Source organism: Goekera deserti (genome assembly GCF_010685995.1).
GTDB classification, from domain to species: Bacteria; Actinomycetota; Actinomycetes; order Mycobacteriales; family Geodermatophilaceae; genus Goekera; species Goekera deserti.
The window spans coordinates 152,642-171,891 of the sequence record NZ_JAAGWK010000005.1 but is presented as its reverse complement, the minus strand read 5'-3'; the positions used below and the strand labels follow the sequence as shown (position 1 = coordinate 171,891).

Here is a 19,250-nt window from a genome sequence, read left to right as displayed (position 1 = left end):
CGGTGACCGACACACGGACCGGCCCGCCCGTGCCGGCCGTCGTCGCAGGCGTGCTCGGGGTCCTGTCAGCCGTGCTGACGGAGTTCCAGGCACTGTTCGGCGTCGCGATCAGCGCCTGGGCCGGTGGCTCGTGGGGTGCCGTCCCGGTGTGGCAGTACGTCCTGCTGGGGTGGGCTCCGGTGCAGCTGTGGGCGGCCGTCCGCCTCCTGCGTCGGCGCGGATGGCTGCCCGTGGTGCTGACCAACGCCCCCGGTGCCCTGCTGACCTTCGCCGGCGTCGTCGCGGACGGCGTCGGCGCTGGTGGGCTGTACCTGTTGCCGCAGCTGTCCTGGCCCGCTGTCCCGGTCGTCGTGCTGGGGCTGCTGCCGGGCGTGCGCCAGTGGGCCACCGGCGTGGCCGCGGGGCCGGTGGGCGTCCGGCGCACGCCACCGGCGATGGTGACGGCCCTCGTGCTGGCCGGGGTGTCCGCTGCGGCTCCGGCCTACCTCGCCGGTGGTCTGGTGCTCCGGCCGTGGGCCCTGGTGCAGCCGTCCGGACTGCTCTTCTACGGGCCGCCGCTGATCGCTGCCGCGCTCGTGATCACGGCCAGCGTCCGGTTGCTGCGCCGGGGCGGGGTCGGGCTCATGATCGTTGCGTTGACGCTCACCGCGGTCGTCGTCGTGGTCGCCACCCCCGGCGGGGACTGGTCGTGGCGCGGCCTGCTCTGCTGCTCCTGCCTCCTGGCCGGACTCGCCGCCCTGGCGCCGCAGGTGCGGCAGTGGACGGGCTCGCGCTGACGCGGGGCCCTGGTGCGCGGCCGACGAGCCCCGGTCGGTGGCCGGACGCCGGCCCGGGGGAGCTGCTGGACCGCGCCGCGGACGCGCTGCCCGCGGCCGAGGAGCAGGTGCGGCACGGATGGCGGCTGCGGCACGCCGGCGAGGGGCCGTGGTGGTCCGGGGCCACGCTCGCCCACGGCGGGGTGCCGGACGCCGGGCTGGCGTCCGGCGTGGCAGCGGTCGAGGCGTTCTACGCCGACCGGGCCGCCCCGGCCCTGGTGCAGGTCTGCCCCGGCTGCCCGAGCGGGCTGGACGGGGAACTCGCCGGGCGCGGCTGGCGCCGGCACGGCAGCACGCTGCTGCAGGTCGCCGGGGTCTCCGCGGACCCGCCGCGGCAGGTGCTGGCGCACGGCAGCGAGCAGCCGACCGCCGCCTGGTGGGCGGTGCGCGGCCCGGACGCCGACGTCGCCGCGGAGCGGCGGGCGCTCGCGCGTGTCACGGCGCCGAGCTGGTACGTCACCGCGCACCTGGACGGCGGACCGGTGGCAGTGGGCCGGGCCGTCGCCGACCGGGGCTGGGCCGGGGTCTTCGGCATGGCGACGCTGCCCGCGGCCCGCCGGCGCGGCGCGGGGCGGGCGGTGCTCGCCGCACTCGCCGGCTGGGCCGCAGCACGGGGCTGCCGGGGCCTCTACCTGCAGGTGGAGGAGCGCAACGCCGCCGCCGGACGGCTGTACGCGCGCGCCGGGTTCGGCACTCTGGCCCGGTACCACTACCGCAGCCACCCGCGCGCCGCGTTGCCGCGGTGCGGGTGACGCCGATCAGCCGGGCAGGCCCACGTCGCGCCGGCGGGTGGCCAGCTGCAGCGCCACGGAGCGCCAGGTCACCGGCGGCGGGGGCAGCGGCGGGGGCGGCGGCGCCTGGAACGGCCAGCGCTGTGCCCGCCGCAGGGCCAGCACCCCGCCGACCACGCCACCCCCGAGCGCGGCCGCGCCGACCGTGGGCACCCCGATCCGGGCCGCCTTGCGCCCGGTCCGGTAGTCCTTGACGACCCAGCCGCGGGACCGGGCGACCGCCTTGAGCTCGGCGTCCGGGTTGATCGCGACCGCCCGGCCGACCAGCGAGAGCATCGGCAGGTCGTTGGAGCTGTCGCTGTAGGCGGTGCAGCGGGACAGGTCCAGGCCCTCCCGCTCGGCCAGCGCGCGCACCGCCTGCGCCTTCGCCTCGCCGTGCATCATCTCCCCGACCAGCCGGCCGGTGAACTTGCCGTCGACCACCTCGGACACCGTGCCCAGTGCGCCGGTGAGGCCGAGCCGGTGCGAGATCACCGTGGCCAGCTGCACCGGCGTCGCCGTCACCAGCCAGACGCGCTGCCCGGCGGCGAGGTGCTCCTGGGCCAGCATGCGGGTGCCCGGCCAGATGCGGTCGGCCATCAGCTCGTCGTAGATCTCCTCGCCGGCGCCCTCGATCTCGCTGACCGAGCGGCCGGCGACGAAGGCCAGCGCGTTGTCCCGCACGGTGTGCATGTCGGCGGCGTTCTCGCTGCCGGCGATCCGGAACTTGGCCTGCTGCCAGAAGAAGGAGGCGACGTCGCGGCCGTCGAAGTACTGGCGGGCGGCGAGACCCCGGGCGAACCAGAACAGCGACGCGCCCATCATCATCGTGTTGTCCACGTCGAAGAAGGCGGCAGCCGTGAGGTCGGGCGTGACGGCGGCGGGTGGCTCGACCTCCGCCGCGGCCGCGGAGGCGTTGCCGGCGGCGAGCGCGCGGGCCTCCGGGTCGGCGGTGCCGGAGCCGATGCGGGCGCGCGCGCCACGGAACATGATCCGGGCCACTCCTCCACCCCCTGTCGGTCCGACTGCTGGCAGCCGACCCTAGCGCGGCACCTCGGAGGGCTCCGCGGTACCGCCGGGCGCCGGTGGACCCCCGCCGGGGACCTCGCCGGGTGCCGGGTCGCTGGTCGGGGTGGCGGGCGCGGCCGGCGGCGTACCGGGTCCCGGGGCCGCACCGCCGGGCGGGGCCGGGGTGGCGCAGGGCACCGGGACCGGCCCCCACCGGTCGATGCCGTCCACCGACGTACCGGCGGGGCAGGTCAGCGCCGCGCGGACGGCCGCCGAGCGGCCGGCGACCGTGTCCAGCACGCCGAGCGACTCGGTCACCCGCGCCTCGGCGCCGGCCGGCAGGCGGCCCTCCAGCGCCGCCAGGCCGGCCCGCTGCGCGACCGTCCACTGGTCCAGCACGTCCAGCCCCGCGACGTCGCCGCTGTCGGCGACACCGGTGGTGACCAGCCGGGAGCCCTCGATCGTCTGGGCGTCCATCGTCTCCAGGGTGTCCACGACCAGGTCGGCGTCCACGCCGGCGGCCAGCGGCCCGGTGCCGGCCGGCAGCGCCGCCGGGCCGTCGCCGGCGAGCGCGGCCAGCTCGGCCAGCCGGGTGGTGGCGAAGCCGAGCAGGGTCAGCCCGCGGGAGTCGTCGCCCAGGGCCAGCTCGGTCTGCTCGCTGCCGCGCTTGAGGCCGTAGAGCAGGTCACCGGGGGTCGCGTCCTGCGACAGCGCGACCAGCGTGCCCAGGGCCGTCACGGTCAGCGCCGCGCCGGTGAGGCCCGCGGTGACCCGGGTGCGCCACCGGCCCGGCAGGCGCGGGGAGGTCAGCCGCCGCAGCCGGGACACCGGCGCCGACGGCGTGCGCACCGCGGCCATGGCGACCAGCCGGGCCCGGGCCTCGGCGCGGAAGGCGGGTGCCGGGGCGTCGTCGAGCCCGGCCCCCAGCGCCTGCAGCCGGGTCCGCAGCGCCTCCTCGACCGGGTCGCTCACCGCAGGCCCTCGGGCAGCAGGCCGGCCAGCCGTCGTACGGCCCGGTGCTGCAGGGCCTTGACGGCGCCGTCCTTGCGGCCCATGGCGGCGGCGGTCTCGGCCACCGACATCCCCTGCAGGAAGCGCAGCGCGATGCACTCCTGCTGGTCGGGCGCGAGCTGGGCGACGCAGGCCAGCAACTGCTCGTTGGTCAGCCCCTGCAGCACGGCGTCCTCGGGGCCGGCGGTCGCCCGGTCGGCGTCGCGCATGTCCGCGGTGGACACCTCCAGGCGGTACCGGCTGCTCTTCACGTGGTCCAGCACGATGTTGCGGGCGATGGTGACCAGCCAGGCGCCCACGTCGCGGCCCTGGAAGCTGAGCGAGTCGATGCGCCGCAGCGCCCGGGTGAAGGTCTCGCTGGTGAAGTCCTCGGCGGTCGAGCGGTCGGCGACCCGGTGGTAGAGGAACCGGAAGACCATGTCGACGTACCGGTCGTAGAGCTGACCGAACGCCTCGCCGTCCCCCTCCTGGGCCCGGGTGACCAGCGCCCAGACCGCCTCCTGGCCGTCCTCGTCCCCGGACGGCGGGGCGGTGCCAGGCGCCGGCGCGGTGTCGGACGGCAGCGTGGTGTCGGACGGCGGTGCGGCGTGGGCGGACAGGCGGGACGTGGGGGAGGGGCGCCACCCGAGCGCGGACTCCGTCGAGCGCGGGGCCGGCACGGCCGGCGGCGGGCCGGCGGCGGAGCGCTCGGTTCCCGGGGGCCTGGAGCTGCGCATCGCGGGTGCGGGCCTCCTCTGCTCGTGCACCGGACCGGGAGGTGCTCCTGCCGCGCCCCCGCCGACGCGCACCGGTGGACCGGGGCGCACCTGCGCAGGTGCTGCCATGGTGACAACATCAGGCCCTCTCGTCCACGCGGCTGCCCCTCCGGCCGTCGCCTCACCCTTCCGAGGTGCACGTGCCGGTTGACAGCGACGAAGCCCCCGTGCGCAGCCTCGACGGCCTGGTGCGCCGCGCCGCGGCCGGCGGCGCCGACCGTGCGGCCCTGGTGCACGGCGAGCAGCGGCGCACCTGGGGTGAGCTGGACGCCGAGGTCGACCGCGCCGCGGCCGGCTTCGCCGCCCGGGGGCTGGCACCCGGTGAGCGGGTCGCCGTCCGGCTGCCCAACGGGGTCGACTGGGTCGTCGCGGTGTTCGGGGCGCTGCGGGCCGGGCTGGTGGTCGTCCCGGTCAACACCGCCTACACCGACGACGAGCTGGAGTACGTGCTCGCCGACTCCGGCGCGGCCCTGCTGGTCACCGACGCCGAGCGCGCCCCGCTGGGCGGCGTGCCGGTGCTCGTCGGCCCGCCCGACGGCGGGGACGCCCTGGTGCCGGCCGGCCACGACGGCACCGGCCTGGCGCTGCTGGCCTACACCAGCGGCACGACCGGCCGCCCCCGCGGGGCGATGCTGACCCACGCCGCGCTGCTGGCCAACCAGCGGCAGTGCCTGCAGATGTCCCCGCCGCCGGTGCGCGCCGACGACCTCGTGCTGGTGGTGCTGCCGCTGTTCCACGTCTACGGGTTCAACAGCGGGCTCGGGTTGTCGATCGCCACCGGCGCCTGCGCGCTGCTGCTGGACGGCTTCGACCCCGCCGGGTCGCTGCAGCTGATGGCCGAGGCCGGTGTCACCACCGTCCCGGGGGCGCCGCCGATGTACCAGGCCTGGCTGGCCGTCGCCGACGCGGCCGGCAGCGACGTGGCGCTGCGCCGGGCCTTCGCTGCCGTCCGGATGGCCAGCTGCGGGGCCGCCCCGCTGCCCGCCGAGGTCTGGACGGCGATGCGCGATCGCGCGGCGGTGACGGTGTGGGAGGGCTACGGGCTGACCGAGGCCGCCCCGGTGGTGGCCAGCACGCTGGCCGGCGGCCGCGCCAAGCCGGCCTGCATCGGTGCCGCGCTGCCCGGCGTCGAGGTCGTGCTGCGGGACACCGCCGGCGGCCCGGCCGCCGGCCCCGACCACGGCACCCGGGTGCGCGAGGACGTGTTCGGCGACCCGTTCCCCGACGAGGAGCCCGACCAGGCCGGGGAGATCTGCGTGCGCGGCCCCAACGTCTTCGCCGGCTACTGGCCCGACGGCGCCGACGGCCCGGACGACGCCGGCTGGCTGGCCACCGGTGACATCGCCTACCGCGACGCCGAGGGTGACCTGCACCTGGTCGACCGCCGCGGCGACCTGGTGCTGGTCAGCGGGTTCAACGTCTACCCGGGCGAGGTGGAGCGCGTGCTCGACGCGCACCCCGGGGTCGCCGAGAGCGCGGTCATCGGCGTGCCCGACGCCCGCACCGGGGAGGCCGTGCACGCGGTGGTGGTCCGGGTCCCGGGCCCGGACCCGGTCTCCGAGGCCGACCTGCTGGCGCACGCCGCGGTGTCGCTGGCCCGGTTCAAGGTGCCGCGCTCGGTGCTGTTCGTGCCCACGCTGCCGCACTCGCTCACCGGCAAGGTCAGCCGGGCGCGGCTGCGCGAGCTGGGGCTGGTCGGGGCGGTCGATGACTGAGCCCGGGACGCCGCGGCTGCAGCTGCTCACCCGTGCCGACTGCCACCTGTGCGTCGTCGCCGGCGAGACGGTGCGCCGGGTCGGCGGCGAGGCGGGCCTGGCCGTGACCGAGGTCGACGTGGACGGCGACGACGAGCTGCGGGCCGAGTACGGCGACCGGGTGCCGGTGGTGCTGCTCGACGGCCGCGAGCACTCCTACTTCACCGTCGACGTGCCCCGGCTGCGCCGGGACCTCGGTCTCGGCTGAGCGCGACACCCCCGCGGAGGGGCCCGGAACGGCGTCCGCGGTATGGCTTCGGACACAACAGGGCCCCCGACCTGGGGTTCGTCGTCGGACGACTTTGTTCCTGCGTTCACAAGCACTACCGTTGTGGTGCCGCGCCGACGACACGCCGTCGATCGACCGGCGTCCCCGATGTCCCTCGGTCGTCGACGGCTCCCGCCGTCTGCGCGACCAGGACCGCTGTGGAGTGCGCTCGTGACCCAGTCGCGCCCCCGGATGATCCCGGAGGCCACCGTCGCCCGGTTGGCCGTGTACCTGCGCGTGCTGACGGTGCTGCTCGACGCCGGCCGTACCAGTGTCTCCAGTGGTGAGCTGGCGTCCGCAGCCGGGGTCAACCCGGCCGGTCTGCGCAAGGACCTGAGCTACCTCGGCTCCTGCGGGGTGCGCGGCGTCGGCTACGAGGTGGCCGTGCTGCACGGCAGGATCGGCGCCGCCCTGGGCATGGAGCGCCGGCGGGCCTGCGTCCTCGTCGGCATCGGCAACCTGGGGCACGCGCTGGCCGACTACGCCGGTTTCGGCAGCCGCGGTTTCGAGTTCGTCGCCCTGCTGGACGCCAGCCCCGCGCTGGTCGGGCAGCAGGTCGGCGGGCACACCGTCCGCCCGGTCGAGGAGCTGGAGGCCGCCGTCGCCGAGACCGGTGCCTCGATCGGTGTGCTCACCACGCCCGCGGAGGTCGCCCAGTCGGTCTGCGACCGGCTGGTGGCGGCCGGGGTGCGCAGCATCCTGAACTTCGCGCCGGTGGCGCTCGCCGTCCCCGCGGGAGTGGACGTGCGCAAGGTCGACCTCTCGGTCGAGCTCCAGGTGCTGTCCTTCCTCGACCAGCAGCGCACCGACCAGCAGCTGGCGGCGGCGTCCCGGCCGGCCGACGACGACCGGGACGGCGGCGCGCGGGCGACCGTGGCCGCCGGGACAGGAGCGCTCCGATGAGCCTGCTCGCGGTGGGCATCAGCCACCAGACGGCACCGGTCTCGCTGCTCGAGCAGGTCGCGATGACCGCCGACGAGAAGGCCAAGACGCTGCACGAGCTGGTCGCCAGCGACCACGTGACCGAGGCGATCGTGCTGGCCACCTGCAACCGGGTCGAGGTCTTCGCCGAGGTCGACCGCTTCCACGGCGGCGTCACCGACGTCAGCCGGGTGCTGGCCCGGCAGGCCGGCACCACGGTCGAGGAGCTGTCGCCGTACGTGACCGTGCACTACGAGGACCAGGCGATCGCGCACCTGTGCACCGTGGCGGCCGGCCTGGACTCGATGGTGGTGGGGGAGACCCAGGTCCTCGGCCAGCTGCGCGCCGCCTACGCGCTGGCGCAGGAGGAGGGCACGGTCGGCCGCGAGCTGCACCCGATCGCCCAGCGGGCCCTGCGGGTCGGCAAGCGCGTGCACGCCGAGACCGGCATCGACAAGGCGGGCGCGAGCCTGGTCTCGGTCGCCCTGGAGCGCGCCGAGGGTCGACTGGGCCCACTGACCGGACGCCCGGTGCTGGTGGTCGGCGCCGGCTCGATGGGCGCGCTGGCGGCGACCACGCTGGCCCGCCGCGGTGCCGCGGTCACCGTCAGCAGCCGCACCGCGGCCTCCGCCGTCCGGCTCGCCGAGGCCGTCGGCGGGCGGCAGGCGCCGCTGGAGCAGCTCGTCGACCAGCTCGTCGCGGCCGACGTCCTGGTCACCTGTACCGGCTCGGCCGGCACCGTCATCGGCACCGACGCCGTGGGCGAGGCGATGGCAGCCCGGCCCGGCCGCCCGCTGGTGGTCATCGACCTGGCGCTGCCGCGCGACGTCGACCCCGCGGTCGCGGGCCTGCCCGGGGTGCAGGTGGTCGACCTGGTGTCGCTGCAGGGCGAGCGGGTCGACGGCCGGCCGGTGGCCGGGTCCGTCGCCGCCGACGACATCGCCGCCGCGCACGCGCTGGTCGAGCTGGAGACCTCGCTGCTGCGCGCCGAGCGCCAGGCCGCGGCGGTGGCCCCCACGGTGTCCGCGCTGCGCAGCCAGGCCGCCGGCGTCGTGGACGCCGAGCTGCTGCGGCTGTCCACCCGGCTGCCCGACCTGGACGCGCGGGCGCGCAGCGAGATCGCGCGCACCGTGCGCCGGGTCGTGGACAAGCTGCTGCACGAGCCCACCGTCCGGGTGAAGGAGCTGGCCAGCGCCCCGAACGGCACCGACTACGCCGACGCGCTGCGCGCCCTGTTCGGTCTCGGCCTGGACGCCGGCAACGCCCCGCTGGCCGGCGCCGTCAGCGTCGACGCCGACCTGCGCGGCACGCTGTCGCTGGACACCCTGCTCGACCTGCCGGTCGACGGCGGCGCCGACGCCCAGCCCCCGCGCGACGGCAGGGGGCGGACCGGCCCGTGACCACCCCCCTCCGCCTGGGCACCCGGCGCAGCCAGCTGGCGCTCACCCAGTCCCAGCACGTCGCCGACGCCCTCACCGCCGCCACCGGCGTGCCGGTCGAGCTCGTGCACATCACCACCGAGGGCGACCGGTCCGCCGGCGCCATCGCCCAGCTCGGCGGCACCGGCGTCTTCGTGACCGCGATCCGGCAGGCGCTGCACGACGGCCTGGTCGACCTCGCGGTGCACAGCTACAAGGACCTGCCGACCGCGCCCGAGCCCGGTCTCGCGCTGGCCGCCGTGCCGGCGCGGGAGGACCCGCGCGACGCCCTGGTCGCCCGGGACGGGCTGACCCTCGGCGAGCTGCCCGCGGGCTCCACGGTCGGCACCGGCGCCCCGCGCCGGATGGCCCAGCTGCGCGCCCTCGGCCTGGGCCTGGAGGTCGTCCCGATCCGCGGCAACGTGGACACCCGGATGGCCCGGGTCGTCGGCGCCGACGAGCTGACCCCGGGCGTGGGCGGCGACCTCGACGCCGTCGTGCTGGCCCGGGCCGGGCTGACCCGGCTGGGCCGGCAGGGCGCCATCACCGAGACGCTGGACCCGCTGCAGGTGCTGCCGGCACCCGCGCAGGGGGCCCTGGCGATCGAGTGCCGGGCAGACGACGCCCGCACCACCGACCTGCTCGCCGTGCTCGACGACGCCGCCACCCGCGCCTGCGTCGTCGCCGAGCGCACGGTGCTCTCCGTGCTGGAGGCCGGGTGCAGTGCCCCGGTCGCCGCCTACGCCGAGCTGGCCGAGGGCGAGGACGGAGACGAGCTGTTCCTGCGTGCCTCGGTCACCGCGCTGGACGGCAGCGACGGCGTCCGCGCCTCGACCAGCGGCCCGGCGGGCGACGCCGTCCGGCTGGGCCGCGAGCTCGCCGAGGAGCTGCTCGACCGGGGCGCCGGCGCCCTGATGGCGACCGGCCGGTGAGCACCCGGCGCCGCCGGACACCCGGGTGGCCAGCCCCCGCCGCCCCCCAGACCCGCACCACCCCACAGACCGCACACGCCCTCCCGCAGGGCAGGAACAGGAGCACGCGATGACGCGCTCACGCACTCACCACACCGGCACCCCCGGCAGGATCGTCTTCGTCGGCGCCGGCCCCGGCGACCCCGGACTGCTCACCGCCCGCGCGAGCGCGGCGCTGGCCACGGCCGACCTGGTGCTCGTCGACGCCGACGTCTCCTCGGAGGTCGTCGCGGCCGTCACCGAGGCGCACCCCGGCACGGAGCTGAAGCCCACCGCCGGCGAGCCCGCCGAGGTGGCCAGGACCGCGGTCGCCGCGGCCAAGACCGGCAGCGTCGTCGTCCGGCTGGTCGCCGGCGACCCGTTCACCACCGACGCCGTCGTCAAGGAGGTGCTGGCGGTGACCCGCACCAGCATCGCCTTCGACGTCGTCCCGGGCGTGGCCGTCGGCACCGGCGTGCCGGCCTACGCCGGGGTCGCCCTGGGCGGGTCGGCCACGTTCGCCGACCTGCGCGGCAGCGACTCCCCGGCCGCCGACGTGGCCGCGCTCGCCGCCGCGGCGCACGGCACCGGTGGCCCGCTGGTGCTGCAGACCGGCGCCGCCGAGCTGCCCCAGCTGGCCGCCGACCTCGTCGCCGGCGGGCTGCCGGGCTCGACGCCGATCGTGGTCACCACCGCCGGCTCCAGCACCGACCAGCACAGCACCGCCGTGAAGCTGACCGCGGTGGCGGAGAAGACCGCCGGCCTGGACTCGCTCACCGGCACGGTCGTGGCCACCGTCGGGTCCGTCGTCGACAAGCGCTCGAAGCTGTCCTGGTGGGAGAGCCGGCCGCTGTTCGGCTGGCGCGTGCTGGTGCCCCGCACCAAGGAGCAGGCCGGCGACATGAGCGACCGGCTGCGGGCCTACGGGGCCGTCCCGGTCGAGGTGCCGACCATCGCCGTCGAGCCGCCGCGCAGCCCCGCGCAGATGGACCGCGCGGTCAAGGGCCTGGTCACCGGCCGGTACGGCTGGATCGTGTTCACCTCCACCAACGCGGTCAGGGCCGTGCGGGAGAAGTTCACCGAGCTCGGCCTGGACGCCCGCGCGTTCGCCGGCGTCAAGGTCGCCTGCGTGGGCGAGCAGACCGCCGCCGCGGTGCGCGAGTTCGGCATCGTCCCGGAGCTGGTGCCGGCCGGCGAGCAGTCCAGCGAGGGCCTGCTGGTCGACTTCCCGCCCTACGACGACGTGTTCGACCCGATCGACCGGGTGCTGCTGCCGCGGGCGGACATCGCCACCGAGACCCTCGCCGCCGGGCTCAAGGAGCGCGGCTGGGAGATCGACGACGTCACCGCCTACCGCACCGTGCGGGCGGCGCCGCCGGCGGCCAGCGTGCGCGAGGCGATCAAGGGCGGCGGTTTCGACGCCGTCTGCTTCACCTCCTCCAGCACCGTGCGCAACCTGGTCGGCATCGCCGGCAAGCCGCACGCCCGCACCGTCGTCTCGGTGATCGGGCCGGCCACGGCCGCCAGCGCCACCGAGTTCGGCCTGCGGGTGGACGTGCAGCCGGAGACCGCGGCCGTCGGCCCGCTGGTCGACGCGCTCGCGGCCTTCGCCGAGGCCCGCCGCGCCGCGCAGGCGGAGGGCGACGGGGCCGGCTCGTGACGGACGGGTTCGCCCGGGGCCGGCGGCTGCGCTCCACGCCGGCCCTGCGACGGCTGACCGCGCAGACCCGGCTGTCCCCGGCCGACTTCGTGCTGCCGGTCTTCGTCAAGGAGGGCCTCACCGAGCCGGCGCCGATCAGCTCCATGCCCGGTGTCGTGCAGCACTCGGTGGACTCGCTGCGGGCGGCCGCGCACGAGGCGGCCGAGGCCGGCATCGGCGGGTTGATGCTCTTCGGCATCCCGGCGGAGAAGGACCCGGTCGGCTCCCAGGCCGACGCAGCGGACGGGATCGTCAACCGGGCGCTGCGGCACCTGCGCGCCGATCTGGGCGACGAGCTCGTGCTCATGGCCGACCTGTGCCTGTGCGAGTACACCGACCACGGGCACTGCGGGGTGGTCACCCCGGCGCCGGGTGCGGTCCGGGGGCAGGGCGGGGCGATGGTGGTCGACAACGACCCGACGCTGGACCGCTACGCGGCGGTCGCGGTCGCCCAGGCGCAGGCCGGCGCGCACGTGATCGCGCCCAGCGGGATGATGGACGGCCAGGTCGCGGCCATCCGCCGCGGCCTGGACGGCGCTGGTGCCACCGAGACGCCGATCCTGGCCTACGCCGCGAAGTACGCGTCCGGCTTCTACGGCCCGTTCCGGGAGGCGGCCGAGGGCGCGCCGCAGTTCGGTGACCGGGCGACGTACCAGATGGACCCGCCGAACGCCGACGAGGCGCTGCGCGAGGTGGCCCAGGACCTCGCCGAGGGCGCCGACGCGGTCATGGTCAAGCCGGCGCTGCCCTACCTGGACATCGTCCGGCGGGTGGCCGACGCCGTCGACGTGCCGGTGTCGGCCTACCAGGTCAGCGGCGAGTACGCGATGGTGGAGGCCGCCGCCGCGCGCGGCTGGCTCGATCGCCGGCGGGCCGTGCTGGAGACGCTCACCGCCATCCGGCGTGCCGGCGCCGGCACGGTGCTCACCTACTGGGCGGTCGAGGCCGCCCGCTGGGTGCGCTGACCGGGCATGGCGAGCCGGGTGGCCGACGACGGTGACCCCACCGGTGCCCGGTCACCGGTGGGCCACCACGAGCCGGGCGGCTCCTGGCGCCCGCTGTGGACGGCGGCCGCCGCGCTGGCGCTGCTGATCGGCCTGGACGTCGCGGTGGGCGCAGTCGACGTCCCCACGCCGGTCTGGGTGCTGGTGGCCGCCGTCGTGCTCGGCCTGGCGGCGGCGGGCTGCCTGTCCGCCCGGCGGCTGTGGACGGTGCGGGTCGAGGGCCGCGGCGAGGACACCGAGCTGGTGGTCGGGCGCGAGCGCGTCCCGCTGCGGCTGGTCGACGCCGAGCACCTGGCGGCGGTGCGCGGCGGCACGGCCGGGGTGGACGCGGGCGCGCCGGTGCTCGGCGGGGGCTGGTCGCTGCCCGCCGGCCGCAGCGGCCTGCCGCTGAGGCTCGCCGACGGGCACACCGTGCTGGTGCCCACCCGGCACCCGGCGGAGCTCGCGGCGGCCGTCCTGACGGCCCACCCAGGCCGCACCCCAGCAGGTCACAGCGGTGACACAGGCGGACCAGGATCACCCCACCGCCCCGAGCCGCCGTCCCCGGGAGCGGGGACACTGGGCTCGTGAGCTCTCCGTACCCCTACGACGCGCCCGCCTCCGCCGCCCTGTTCGACCGTGCGTCCCGGGTCACGCCGGGCGGGGTGAACTCCCCGGTCCGGGCGTTCCGCGCGGTGGGCGGCACGCCGCGGTTCATGGTCTCCGGCTCCGGCCCGTGGATCACCGACGCCGACGGGCGCCGCTACGTGGACCTGGTGAGCTCCTGGGGGCCGATGATCCTGGGTCACGCGCACCCCGCGGTCGTCGAGGCCGTCACCGCCGCGGCGAGCCGGGGGTCCACCTTCGGCACGCCCACCGGCGGCGAGGTCGACCTGGCCGAGGAGCTGGTGCAGCGGGTCGCCCCGGTGGAGCGGGTGCGCCTGGTCAACTCCGGCACCGAGGCGGTGCTGTCGGCGATCCGGCTGGCCCGCGGCGCGACCGGCCGGCCGGTGGTGGTCAAGTTCGCCGGCTGCTACCACGGCCACGTCGACTCGCTGCTGGCCTCGGCCGGCTCGGGCGTGGCCACCCTGGGCCTGCCCGACACCCCCGGGGTCACCACCGGCGCCGCGGCGGACACCGTGGTGGTGCCCTACAACGACGTCGCCGCCGTCGAGGCGGTCTTCGCCGAGCGGGGCAGCGAGATCGCCTGCGTGATCACCGAGGCGGCTGCCGGGAACATGGGCGTCGTCCCGCCGCTGGACGGCTTCAACGCCGAGCTGCGCCGGATCACGTCCGCGCACGGCGCGCTGCTGGTGGTCGACGAGGTCATGACCGGCTTCCGGGTCACCCGCTCCGGCTGGTACGGCCTGGAGCCGGTGGACGCCGACCTGTTCACCTTCGGCAAGGTCATGGGCGGTGGCCTGCCCGCCGCGGCGTTCGGTGGCCGGGCCGACGTCATGGAGCAGCTCGCGCCGTCCGGGCCGGTGTACCAGGCCGGCACGCTGGCCGGGAACCCCGTGGCGGTCGCCGCCGGGCTCACCACGCTGCGGCACTGCACCCCGGACGTCTACGCCCGCTGCGACGAGGTGGCGCTGACCCTGCGCGGCGCGGCCAGCGCGGCGCTGTTCGCCGCCGGCGTGCCGCACCGGGTGCAGCAGGCCGGCTCGATGTTCTCGGTGTTCTTCGTGCCCGACGAGCGGCAGGTGCGCGACTACGACGACGCCCGCACCCAGGACACCGCCCGCTACACCGCGTTCTTCCACGAGATGCTCGCCCGCGGCGTGTACCTGCCGCCGTCGGCGTTCGAGTCGTGGTTCGTCAACGCCGCCCTGGACGACGACGCCGTGGGCCACGTGCTCGACGCCCTGCCCGCCGCCGCCCGCGCCGCCGCGGCCGCCAGCAGTGACGACGAGCCGGCCGAGCGGTCCGCCGTGGCCCACGACGCCCAGGTGCTCCAGCCGTGACCCCACCCGACCGCCCTCGGGGTGCGGACACGGGGGACGGCCTCGGTGAGACCACGGTCGTGCACCTGCTGCGGCACGGGGAGGTCTTCAACCCCACCGGGGTGCTGTACGGCCGGCTGCCCGGCTTCCACCTGTCCGAGGCGGGGCACGGCATGGCCCGCACCGCCGCGGCCTGGTTCGCCGAGCCCGCCCGGCTGCCGGCGGTCACCCACGTGGTGGCCAGCCCGCTGCAGCGCGCCCAGGAGACGGCCGCGCCGATCGCCGCGGGCCTGGGCCTGGACATCGCCACCGACGAGCGGCTGATCGAGGCCGGCAACCAGTTCGAGGGCCAGGCCTTCGGGGTGGGGGACGGCGCGCTGAAGCACCCGTCGAACTGGTGGCGGCTGCGCAATCCGTGGACGCCGTCCTGGGGCGAGCCGTACGCCGAGATCGCCGCCCGGATGCTCGGCGCGGTGCACGCCGCCCGGGACGCCGCACGCGGCTCGGCCGCGGTCTGCGTCAGCCACCAGCTGCCGATCTGGACGCTGCGGCTGCACGTCGAGGGCCGCCGCTACCTGCACGACCCGCGCAAGCGGCAGTGCGGGCTGGCCAGCGTCACCTCGCTCACCTACGTGGGGGAGCACCTGGCGGCGGTGGGCTACGCCGAGCCCGCGGGCCCGGCCGGGAAGGGCCAGGTGGGCGGGGCATGAGCGGGACGGTGCGGGGCAGGGGCGCGCGGGCGCTCGTCGCCCTGGCCGGTGCCACCGCCCTGCTGGCTGGCTGCTCCACCGGCGACGACGCGGTCGACGTCGCCAACGGTGGGGAGTTCCGCTTCGTGGCCGGCACCCCGGCCGGGGAGGTCATCCCCGGCGCCGAGCGGGCCAGCGCCCCGGACTTCACCGGCACCCTGCTCGGCGGCGGGGCCTTCGACTCCACCTCGCTGGACGGCGACGTCGCGGTGCTCAACTTCTGGGGGTCCTGGTGTGCCCCGTGCCGCGTGGAGACCCCGGACTTCCAGGAGGTGTACGCCGAGGTGCAGGACCAGGGCGTGCAGTTCCTCGGCCTCAACGTGAAGGACACCGAGCAGCTGGCCACCGCGTTCCTGGACACCCGCGGGATCACCTTCCCGTCGCTGTTCGACCCGCGGGGCGAGGTGGCGCTGGCCTTCCGGGACTACCCGGCGAACAGCATCCCGTCCACGATCGTGCTGGACGACGACGGACGGGTGGCGGCGGTGTACACCGGAGTGGTGCAACAGGACGACCTGCGCGCCGTGATCGACCGGCTGGTGGAGGAGCGGGAGACCGATGGGTGAGACGTTCGGCGACCTGGTGACCGACGGCCCGCTGCTGGTCGCCGCCGCGGTGGCCGCCCTCGTCGGCCTGATCAGCTTCGCCTCGCCCTGCGTGCTGCCGCTGGTGCCGGGTTACCTGTCCTACGTCACCGGCCTGGTCGGCAGCGGCGCCGCCCGCCCCGCCCCGGCCCCGGCCCCCACACCCACACCCACTTTTTCGGGCTCAAGTCAGGGAAGCCCCACCTCGGCTCCTCCGGGCTCACGTCAGGGGACGCCCCTCCAGGACCCGGTCGGTCCGGACGTCGTCGGCACGGCGGTGGGCCGGCCGGTGGAGGACGAGCGGGCCCCGCGCGGCCGGATGGTGCTGGGCGCGGTGCTGTTCGTGCTGGGCTTCACCGCCGTGTTCGTGGCCTACGGCGCCGCCTTCGGTGGGTTGGGCCGGCTGCTGCTGGTGCACGCGGAGCTGCTCGACCGGGTCTTCGGGGTGATCACCATCGTGCTGGGGCTGGGCTTCCTCGGCTGGCTGCCGCTGCTGCAGCGCACCCAGCGACTGTCCGCCCGCCCGGCCGCCGGGCTGGCCGGGGCCCCGCTGCTGGGCATCGTGTTCGGGCTGGGCTGGACGCCGTGCCTGGGCCCGACGCTCGGGGCGGTCAACGCCCTCGCCTACAACGAGGCCACCGCCGGCCGCGGCGTGGTGCTCGGCGTCGCCTACTGCCTCGGGCTGGGTGTGCCGTTCGTGCTGGTGGCCATGGGCGCGCGCTGGGCGGTGGGCGCCACCTCGTTCCTGCGCCGGCACGCCCAGGCGGTCACCCGGGTCGGCGGGGCGGTGCTGATCGTCGTCGGCGTCATGCTCGTCACCGGCGCCTGGACCGAGTCGATGCAGTGGCTGCGTTCCTGGCTGGCGACCTACGGGCTCGCGGACTCCTCGCTGTGACCACCACCGCGCCCCCGCGCCCGGCCGCGCCCGCCGGACCGCCGTCCCCGCCGTCGCTCGGCCGCCGGGTCGCCGCCCGGCTGCTGCGCTGGTGGCGCCAGCTGACCGCGATGCGCACCGCGCTGATGCTGCTGTTCCTGCTGGCGCTCGCGGCGATCCCCGGGTCGCTGCTGCCGCAGCGATCGCTGTCCCAGTCGAAGGTGACCGAGTACTTCCGCGACCACCCGAGCCTCGCGCCGGTGCTCGACCGGCTCTACCTGTTCGACGTCTTCGGCTCGCCGTGGTTCTCGGCCGTCTACCTGCTGCTGTTCATCTCGCTGATCGGCTGCATCGTGCCGCGCGCGGTCGAGTACGCCCGCAGCGTCGTGGCCGCCCCGCCGCCGGCGCCGCGCCACCTGCGGCGGCTGCCGGAGCACACCGAGCTGCGCACCACGCTGGACGGCGACGCCGCGCTGGACGTCGTGGAGGAGGAGCTGCGGGTCCGCCGGTTCCGGGTGGTGCGCCGCACCCGGGCGCACGGGCCGGAGCTGTCGGCGGAGAAGGGCCACCTCAAGGAGGCTGGCAACCTGCTGTTCCACGTCTCGCTGCTGGCGATCCTGGTGGCGCTGGCCGGCGGCAAGATGTTCGGCTACGAGGGCAGCATCGTGCTCACCGAGGGCGACGGGTTCTGCAACTCGTTCCAGAACTACGACACCTACTCCGCCGGGCCGCTGGTGCAGGGCAGCGACCTCGGCGACCTCTGCGTCGACCTGCGCTCGTTCCAGGCCACCTACGAGGACGACCTCACCGCCGCGTCGTTCTCCGCCGACATCGACTACGGCCCGGCCGGCTCGGCCACCCGGGACACCACGATCTCGGTCAACCACCCGCTGCGCACCGACGGCGACCGGGTGTACGTCACCGGCCACGGGTTCAGCCCCTGCTTCACGGTGACGCTGCCGGACGGCACCGAGCCCGCCACCGACGAGTGCAGGCCGTTCCTGCCGACCGAGACCCGCACGATGTCCAGCGAGGGCGTGCTCAAGCTGCCCGACCTCGGCCCCGGGCAGACCGACCAGCTCGCCGTCGCCGGCTTCTTCGCCCCGACCGGTGTGGTGCAGGGCGGCCTGCTCACCTCGATCGACCCGCGGCCGCTCAGCCCGCAGGTCGCCGTGCAGGTGTTCCGGGGGTACCTGGGGCTCGACTCCGGGATACCCCAGTCGGTCTACCAGATCGACCAGACGCAGGTGGAGCGCGGCCGGCTGGTCCAGGTCGGCTCGGCGAACCTCACCGCCGGCGAGTCGTTCACCCTGGACGACGGCACCCGGGTCACCTTCACCGGCGTGCGCGAGTTCGCCGCGATCCAGGTGTCCCACGACCCCGGCCAGGTGTACGTGCTGATCGCCTCGATCGGCATCATGATCGGCTCGTTGGCCATGCTGCTGCTCAGCCGTGAGCGGGTGTTCGCGCGCGCCGGACCCGGTGCCGGCGGCGCGGGTACGGTGCTGTCCATCGGGTCGCTGACCCGGGGCAGCGGCGAGACCGGGCCCCGTTTCCAGGCGCTGACCGACGACCTGCAGGACGCACTCACGACCCGGGCAGCCGACGGCGCCCGGCGCACCACCACCCCCGCCACGTCGCCCGACGGCGCGGAGCACGCAGAACCGGAGGCACCCCCCAGGTGAGCGCTGACCAGTGGGCGACGCTGTCGAACACGTCCTTCTCGATCGCCGTCGGGCTGTACTCGCTCGCGGTGATCGCGTTCTGCGCGGAGCTCGCCTTCGGCGGGGTCCGCCAGGCCGACCCGGTCCGTGAGCTGGTCGGAGCCGGCGGCCCGGTGGAGCGGCCGCGTCCCCCGCAGGACCTCGCCCCGCCACCGGAGAGCGACCGCGGGCGCCGCTACGGCGCCCTGGCCATGGGCCTCACCGTGCTCGGTGCACTGGCGCACCTCACCGTGCTGGTCGCCCGCGCGGCCGGCACGGACCGCTGGCCCTGGGGCAACATGTACGAGTTCGCCACGGCCTCGGTGCTGGTCGCGGTGGTGGCGTACCTGAGCTTCGCCTTCCGCGCGCCGTCGCTGCGGCACATCGGCGTGTTCGTCATGGGGCCTGCCGTGCTGTGCATGGTGCTGGTCGGCCTGTTCCTCTACGCCGAGGCCGGGCCGGTCGTCGCCTCGCTGCGCTCGGCCTGGCTCGCGGTGCACGTGTCCTCGGTCGTGCTGGCCATGGGCCTGTTCTTCACCAGCGGCATCGCCAGCGTGATGTACCTGGTGCGCACCCGCTACGACGCCCGGGTGCTGGCCGGCGACGCACCGGCCAGCCGGGTGGTGCACCGGCTGCCGCTGGCCGCCACGCTGGACCGCACCGCGCACCGCATCGCCATCTGCGCCTTCCCGATCTGGACCTTCGGCGTCATCGCCGGGGCCATCTGGGCGGAGAGCGCCTGGGGCCGTTTCTGGGGCTGGGACCCGAAGGAGACCTGGGCGTTCATCGCCTGGGTCGTCTACGCCGCCTACCTGCACGCCCGGGCGACGGCCGGCTGGCGCGGGCGCCCGGCCGCGTGGGTCAACGTCATCGGCCTGGTCGTGATGATCTTCAACCTGCTCTACGTCAACCTGGTGAGCACCGGCCTGCACTCCTACGCCGGCGTCGGCAACTGACGACGGCGGGCGCCCGTCCCCGGACGGCGCCCGCCGGCACCGCTCGCCCGACCGGAGGACCGTCGGTCATCCGCCCGGGTGACGGTGGC

General features: G+C 76.2%; 19 protein-coding genes. 16 read left to right on the top strand and 3 right to left on the bottom strand.

Translation table 11 applies throughout. The features are described from left to right. The first annotated feature begins 2 nt into the window (after positions 1-2). Both G1H19_RS24310 and G1H19_RS24305 read left to right on the top strand, forming a co-directional pair. Positions 3-776: a hypothetical protein gene (locus G1H19_RS24310; RefSeq protein WP_202925936.1), complete on the top strand. Its 774-nt coding sequence runs from the start codon at positions 3-5 to the stop codon at positions 774-776. Beyond that, positions 758-1,567 carry a GNAT family N-acetyltransferase gene (locus G1H19_RS24305; RefSeq protein ID WP_202925935.1) on the top strand — a complete coding sequence of 270 codons (810 nt, stop codon included), beginning with the start codon at positions 758-760 and terminating at the stop codon, positions 1,565-1,567. Before G1H19_RS24310 ends, G1H19_RS24305 begins: the two co-directional genes overlap by 19 nt. A gap of 6 nt (positions 1,568-1,573) precedes the next feature. On the opposite strand, the gene G1H19_RS02320 is transcribed toward G1H19_RS24305, so the two are convergent. The 3 genes from G1H19_RS02320 to G1H19_RS02310 are packed head-to-tail and all read right to left on the bottom strand — an operon-like array spanning position 1,574 to position 4,320. Next, positions 1,574-2,575: an HAD family hydrolase gene (locus tag G1H19_RS02320; RefSeq protein WP_152732050.1), complete on the bottom strand. Its 1,002-nt coding sequence runs from the start codon at positions 2,573-2,575 to the stop codon at positions 1,574-1,576. Positions 2,576-2,626: 51 nt separating this feature from the next. After that, positions 2,627-3,565 (bottom strand): DUF5667 domain-containing protein, encoded by a 939-nt coding sequence (locus G1H19_RS02315; RefSeq protein WP_152732051.1) that lies wholly within the window; start codon positions 3,563-3,565, stop codon positions 2,627-2,629. Further along, positions 3,562-4,320: a sigma-70 family RNA polymerase sigma factor gene (locus G1H19_RS02310; protein ID WP_202925934.1), complete on the bottom strand. Its 759-nt coding sequence runs from the start codon at positions 4,318-4,320 to the stop codon at positions 3,562-3,564. The genes G1H19_RS02315 and G1H19_RS02310 overlap by 4 nt, the downstream gene beginning before the upstream one ends. Before the next feature lie 206 nt (positions 4,321-4,526). On the opposite strand from G1H19_RS02310, the gene G1H19_RS02305 reads away from it, so the two are divergent. The 14 genes from G1H19_RS02305 (at position 4,527) to ccsB (ending at position 19,161) form a co-directional block, all read left to right on the top strand. Continuing rightward, positions 4,527-6,074, top strand: coding sequence for an AMP-binding protein (locus tag G1H19_RS02305; RefSeq protein ID WP_162393124.1), 1,548 nt, complete (start codon positions 4,527-4,529; stop codon positions 6,072-6,074). Continuing rightward, positions 6,067-6,321, top strand: coding sequence for a glutaredoxin family protein (locus tag G1H19_RS02300; RefSeq protein WP_152732055.1), 255 nt, complete (start codon positions 6,067-6,069; stop codon positions 6,319-6,321). Before G1H19_RS02305 ends, G1H19_RS02300 begins: the two co-directional genes overlap by 8 nt. Before the next feature lie 231 nt (positions 6,322-6,552). Beyond that, the gene (locus tag G1H19_RS02295) at positions 6,553-7,284 is read left to right on the top strand and encodes a redox-sensing transcriptional repressor Rex (protein ID WP_202925933.1); all 732 of its coding nucleotides are present in this window, start codon (positions 6,553-6,555) and stop codon (positions 7,282-7,284) included. Next, positions 7,281-8,702 carry a glutamyl-tRNA reductase gene (locus G1H19_RS02290; RefSeq protein ID WP_152732058.1) on the top strand — a complete coding sequence of 474 codons (1,422 nt, stop codon included), beginning with the start codon at positions 7,281-7,283 and terminating at the stop codon, positions 8,700-8,702. Before G1H19_RS02295 ends, G1H19_RS02290 begins: the two co-directional genes overlap by 4 nt. Continuing rightward, positions 8,699-9,652 carry a hydroxymethylbilane synthase gene (gene hemC / locus G1H19_RS02285; protein ID WP_162393123.1) on the top strand — a complete coding sequence of 318 codons (954 nt, stop codon included), beginning with the start codon at positions 8,699-8,701 and terminating at the stop codon, positions 9,650-9,652. Before G1H19_RS02290 ends, hemC begins: the two co-directional genes overlap by 4 nt. A 109-nt stretch (positions 9,653-9,761) precedes the next feature. Then, on the top strand, positions 9,762-11,330 hold the full coding sequence (locus tag G1H19_RS02280) for a bifunctional uroporphyrinogen-III C-methyltransferase/uroporphyrinogen-III synthase (RefSeq protein ID WP_152732060.1): 1,569 nt from the start codon (positions 9,762-9,764) through the stop codon (positions 11,328-11,330). Further along, the gene (gene hemB / locus G1H19_RS02275; protein WP_162393122.1) at positions 11,327-12,334 is read left to right on the top strand and encodes a porphobilinogen synthase; all 1,008 of its coding nucleotides are present in this window, start codon (positions 11,327-11,329) and stop codon (positions 12,332-12,334) included. The genes G1H19_RS02280 and hemB overlap by 4 nt, the downstream gene beginning before the upstream one ends. Positions 12,335-12,340: 6 nt before the next feature. Continuing rightward, positions 12,341-12,943 (top strand): hypothetical protein, encoded by a 603-nt coding sequence (locus tag G1H19_RS02270; RefSeq protein ID WP_193616557.1) that lies wholly within the window; start codon positions 12,341-12,343, stop codon positions 12,941-12,943. After that, positions 12,940-14,316 (top strand): glutamate-1-semialdehyde 2,1-aminomutase, encoded by a 1,377-nt coding sequence (hemL, locus tag G1H19_RS02265; protein ID WP_162393121.1) that lies wholly within the window; start codon positions 12,940-12,942, stop codon positions 14,314-14,316. Before G1H19_RS02270 ends, hemL begins: the two co-directional genes overlap by 4 nt. Beyond that, positions 14,313-15,005: a histidine phosphatase family protein gene (locus G1H19_RS02260; protein ID WP_162393120.1), complete on the top strand. Its 693-nt coding sequence runs from the start codon at positions 14,313-14,315 to the stop codon at positions 15,003-15,005. The genes hemL and G1H19_RS02260 overlap by 4 nt, the downstream gene beginning before the upstream one ends. Next, positions 15,002-15,610, top strand: a complete 609-nt coding sequence (locus G1H19_RS02255) for a TlpA family protein disulfide reductase (protein WP_152732061.1) — start codon at positions 15,002-15,004, stop codon at positions 15,608-15,610. The genes G1H19_RS02260 and G1H19_RS02255 overlap by 4 nt, the downstream gene beginning before the upstream one ends. Continuing rightward, the gene (locus G1H19_RS02250; RefSeq protein ID WP_152732063.1) at positions 15,603-16,523 is read left to right on the top strand and encodes a cytochrome c biogenesis CcdA family protein; all 921 of its coding nucleotides are present in this window, start codon (positions 15,603-15,605) and stop codon (positions 16,521-16,523) included. The genes G1H19_RS02255 and G1H19_RS02250 overlap by 8 nt, the downstream gene beginning before the upstream one ends. Further along, positions 16,520-18,187 (top strand): cytochrome c biogenesis protein ResB, encoded by a 1,668-nt coding sequence (gene resB / locus G1H19_RS02245; protein ID WP_162393119.1) that lies wholly within the window; start codon positions 16,520-16,522, stop codon positions 18,185-18,187. The genes G1H19_RS02250 and resB overlap by 4 nt, the downstream gene beginning before the upstream one ends. After that, on the top strand, positions 18,184-19,161 hold the full coding sequence (gene ccsB, locus G1H19_RS02240) for a c-type cytochrome biogenesis protein CcsB (RefSeq protein WP_162393118.1): 978 nt from the start codon (positions 18,184-18,186) through the stop codon (positions 19,159-19,161). The genes resB and ccsB overlap by 4 nt, the downstream gene beginning before the upstream one ends. Positions 19,162-19,250 lie beyond the last annotated feature (89 nt).

Coding starts and splice junctions, on each gene's coding strand:
- G1H19_RS02310 (WP_202925934.1), bottom strand. CDS start 4,320: ATGCGCAGCTCCAGGCCCCCGGGAACCGAGCGCTCCGCCGCCGGCCCG.
- G1H19_RS02300 (WP_152732055.1), top strand. CDS start 6,067: ATGACTGAGCCCGGGACGCCGCGGCTGCAGCTGCTCACCCGTGCCGAC.
- G1H19_RS02270 (WP_193616557.1), top strand. CDS start 12,341: ATGGCGAGCCGGGTGGCCGACGACGGTGACCCCACCGGTGCCCGGTCA.
- G1H19_RS02280 (WP_152732060.1), top strand. CDS start 9,762: ATGACGCGCTCACGCACTCACCACACCGGCACCCCCGGCAGGATCGTC.
- G1H19_RS02255 (WP_152732061.1), top strand. CDS start 15,002: ATGAGCGGGACGGTGCGGGGCAGGGGCGCGCGGGCGCTCGTCGCCCTG.
- G1H19_RS02250 (WP_152732063.1), top strand. CDS start 15,603: ATGGGTGAGACGTTCGGCGACCTGGTGACCGACGGCCCGCTGCTGGTC.
- G1H19_RS02320 (WP_152732050.1), bottom strand. CDS start 2,575: ATGTTCCGTGGCGCGCGCGCCCGCATCGGCTCCGGCACCGCCGACCCG.
- G1H19_RS02290 (WP_152732058.1), top strand. CDS start 7,281: ATGAGCCTGCTCGCGGTGGGCATCAGCCACCAGACGGCACCGGTCTCG.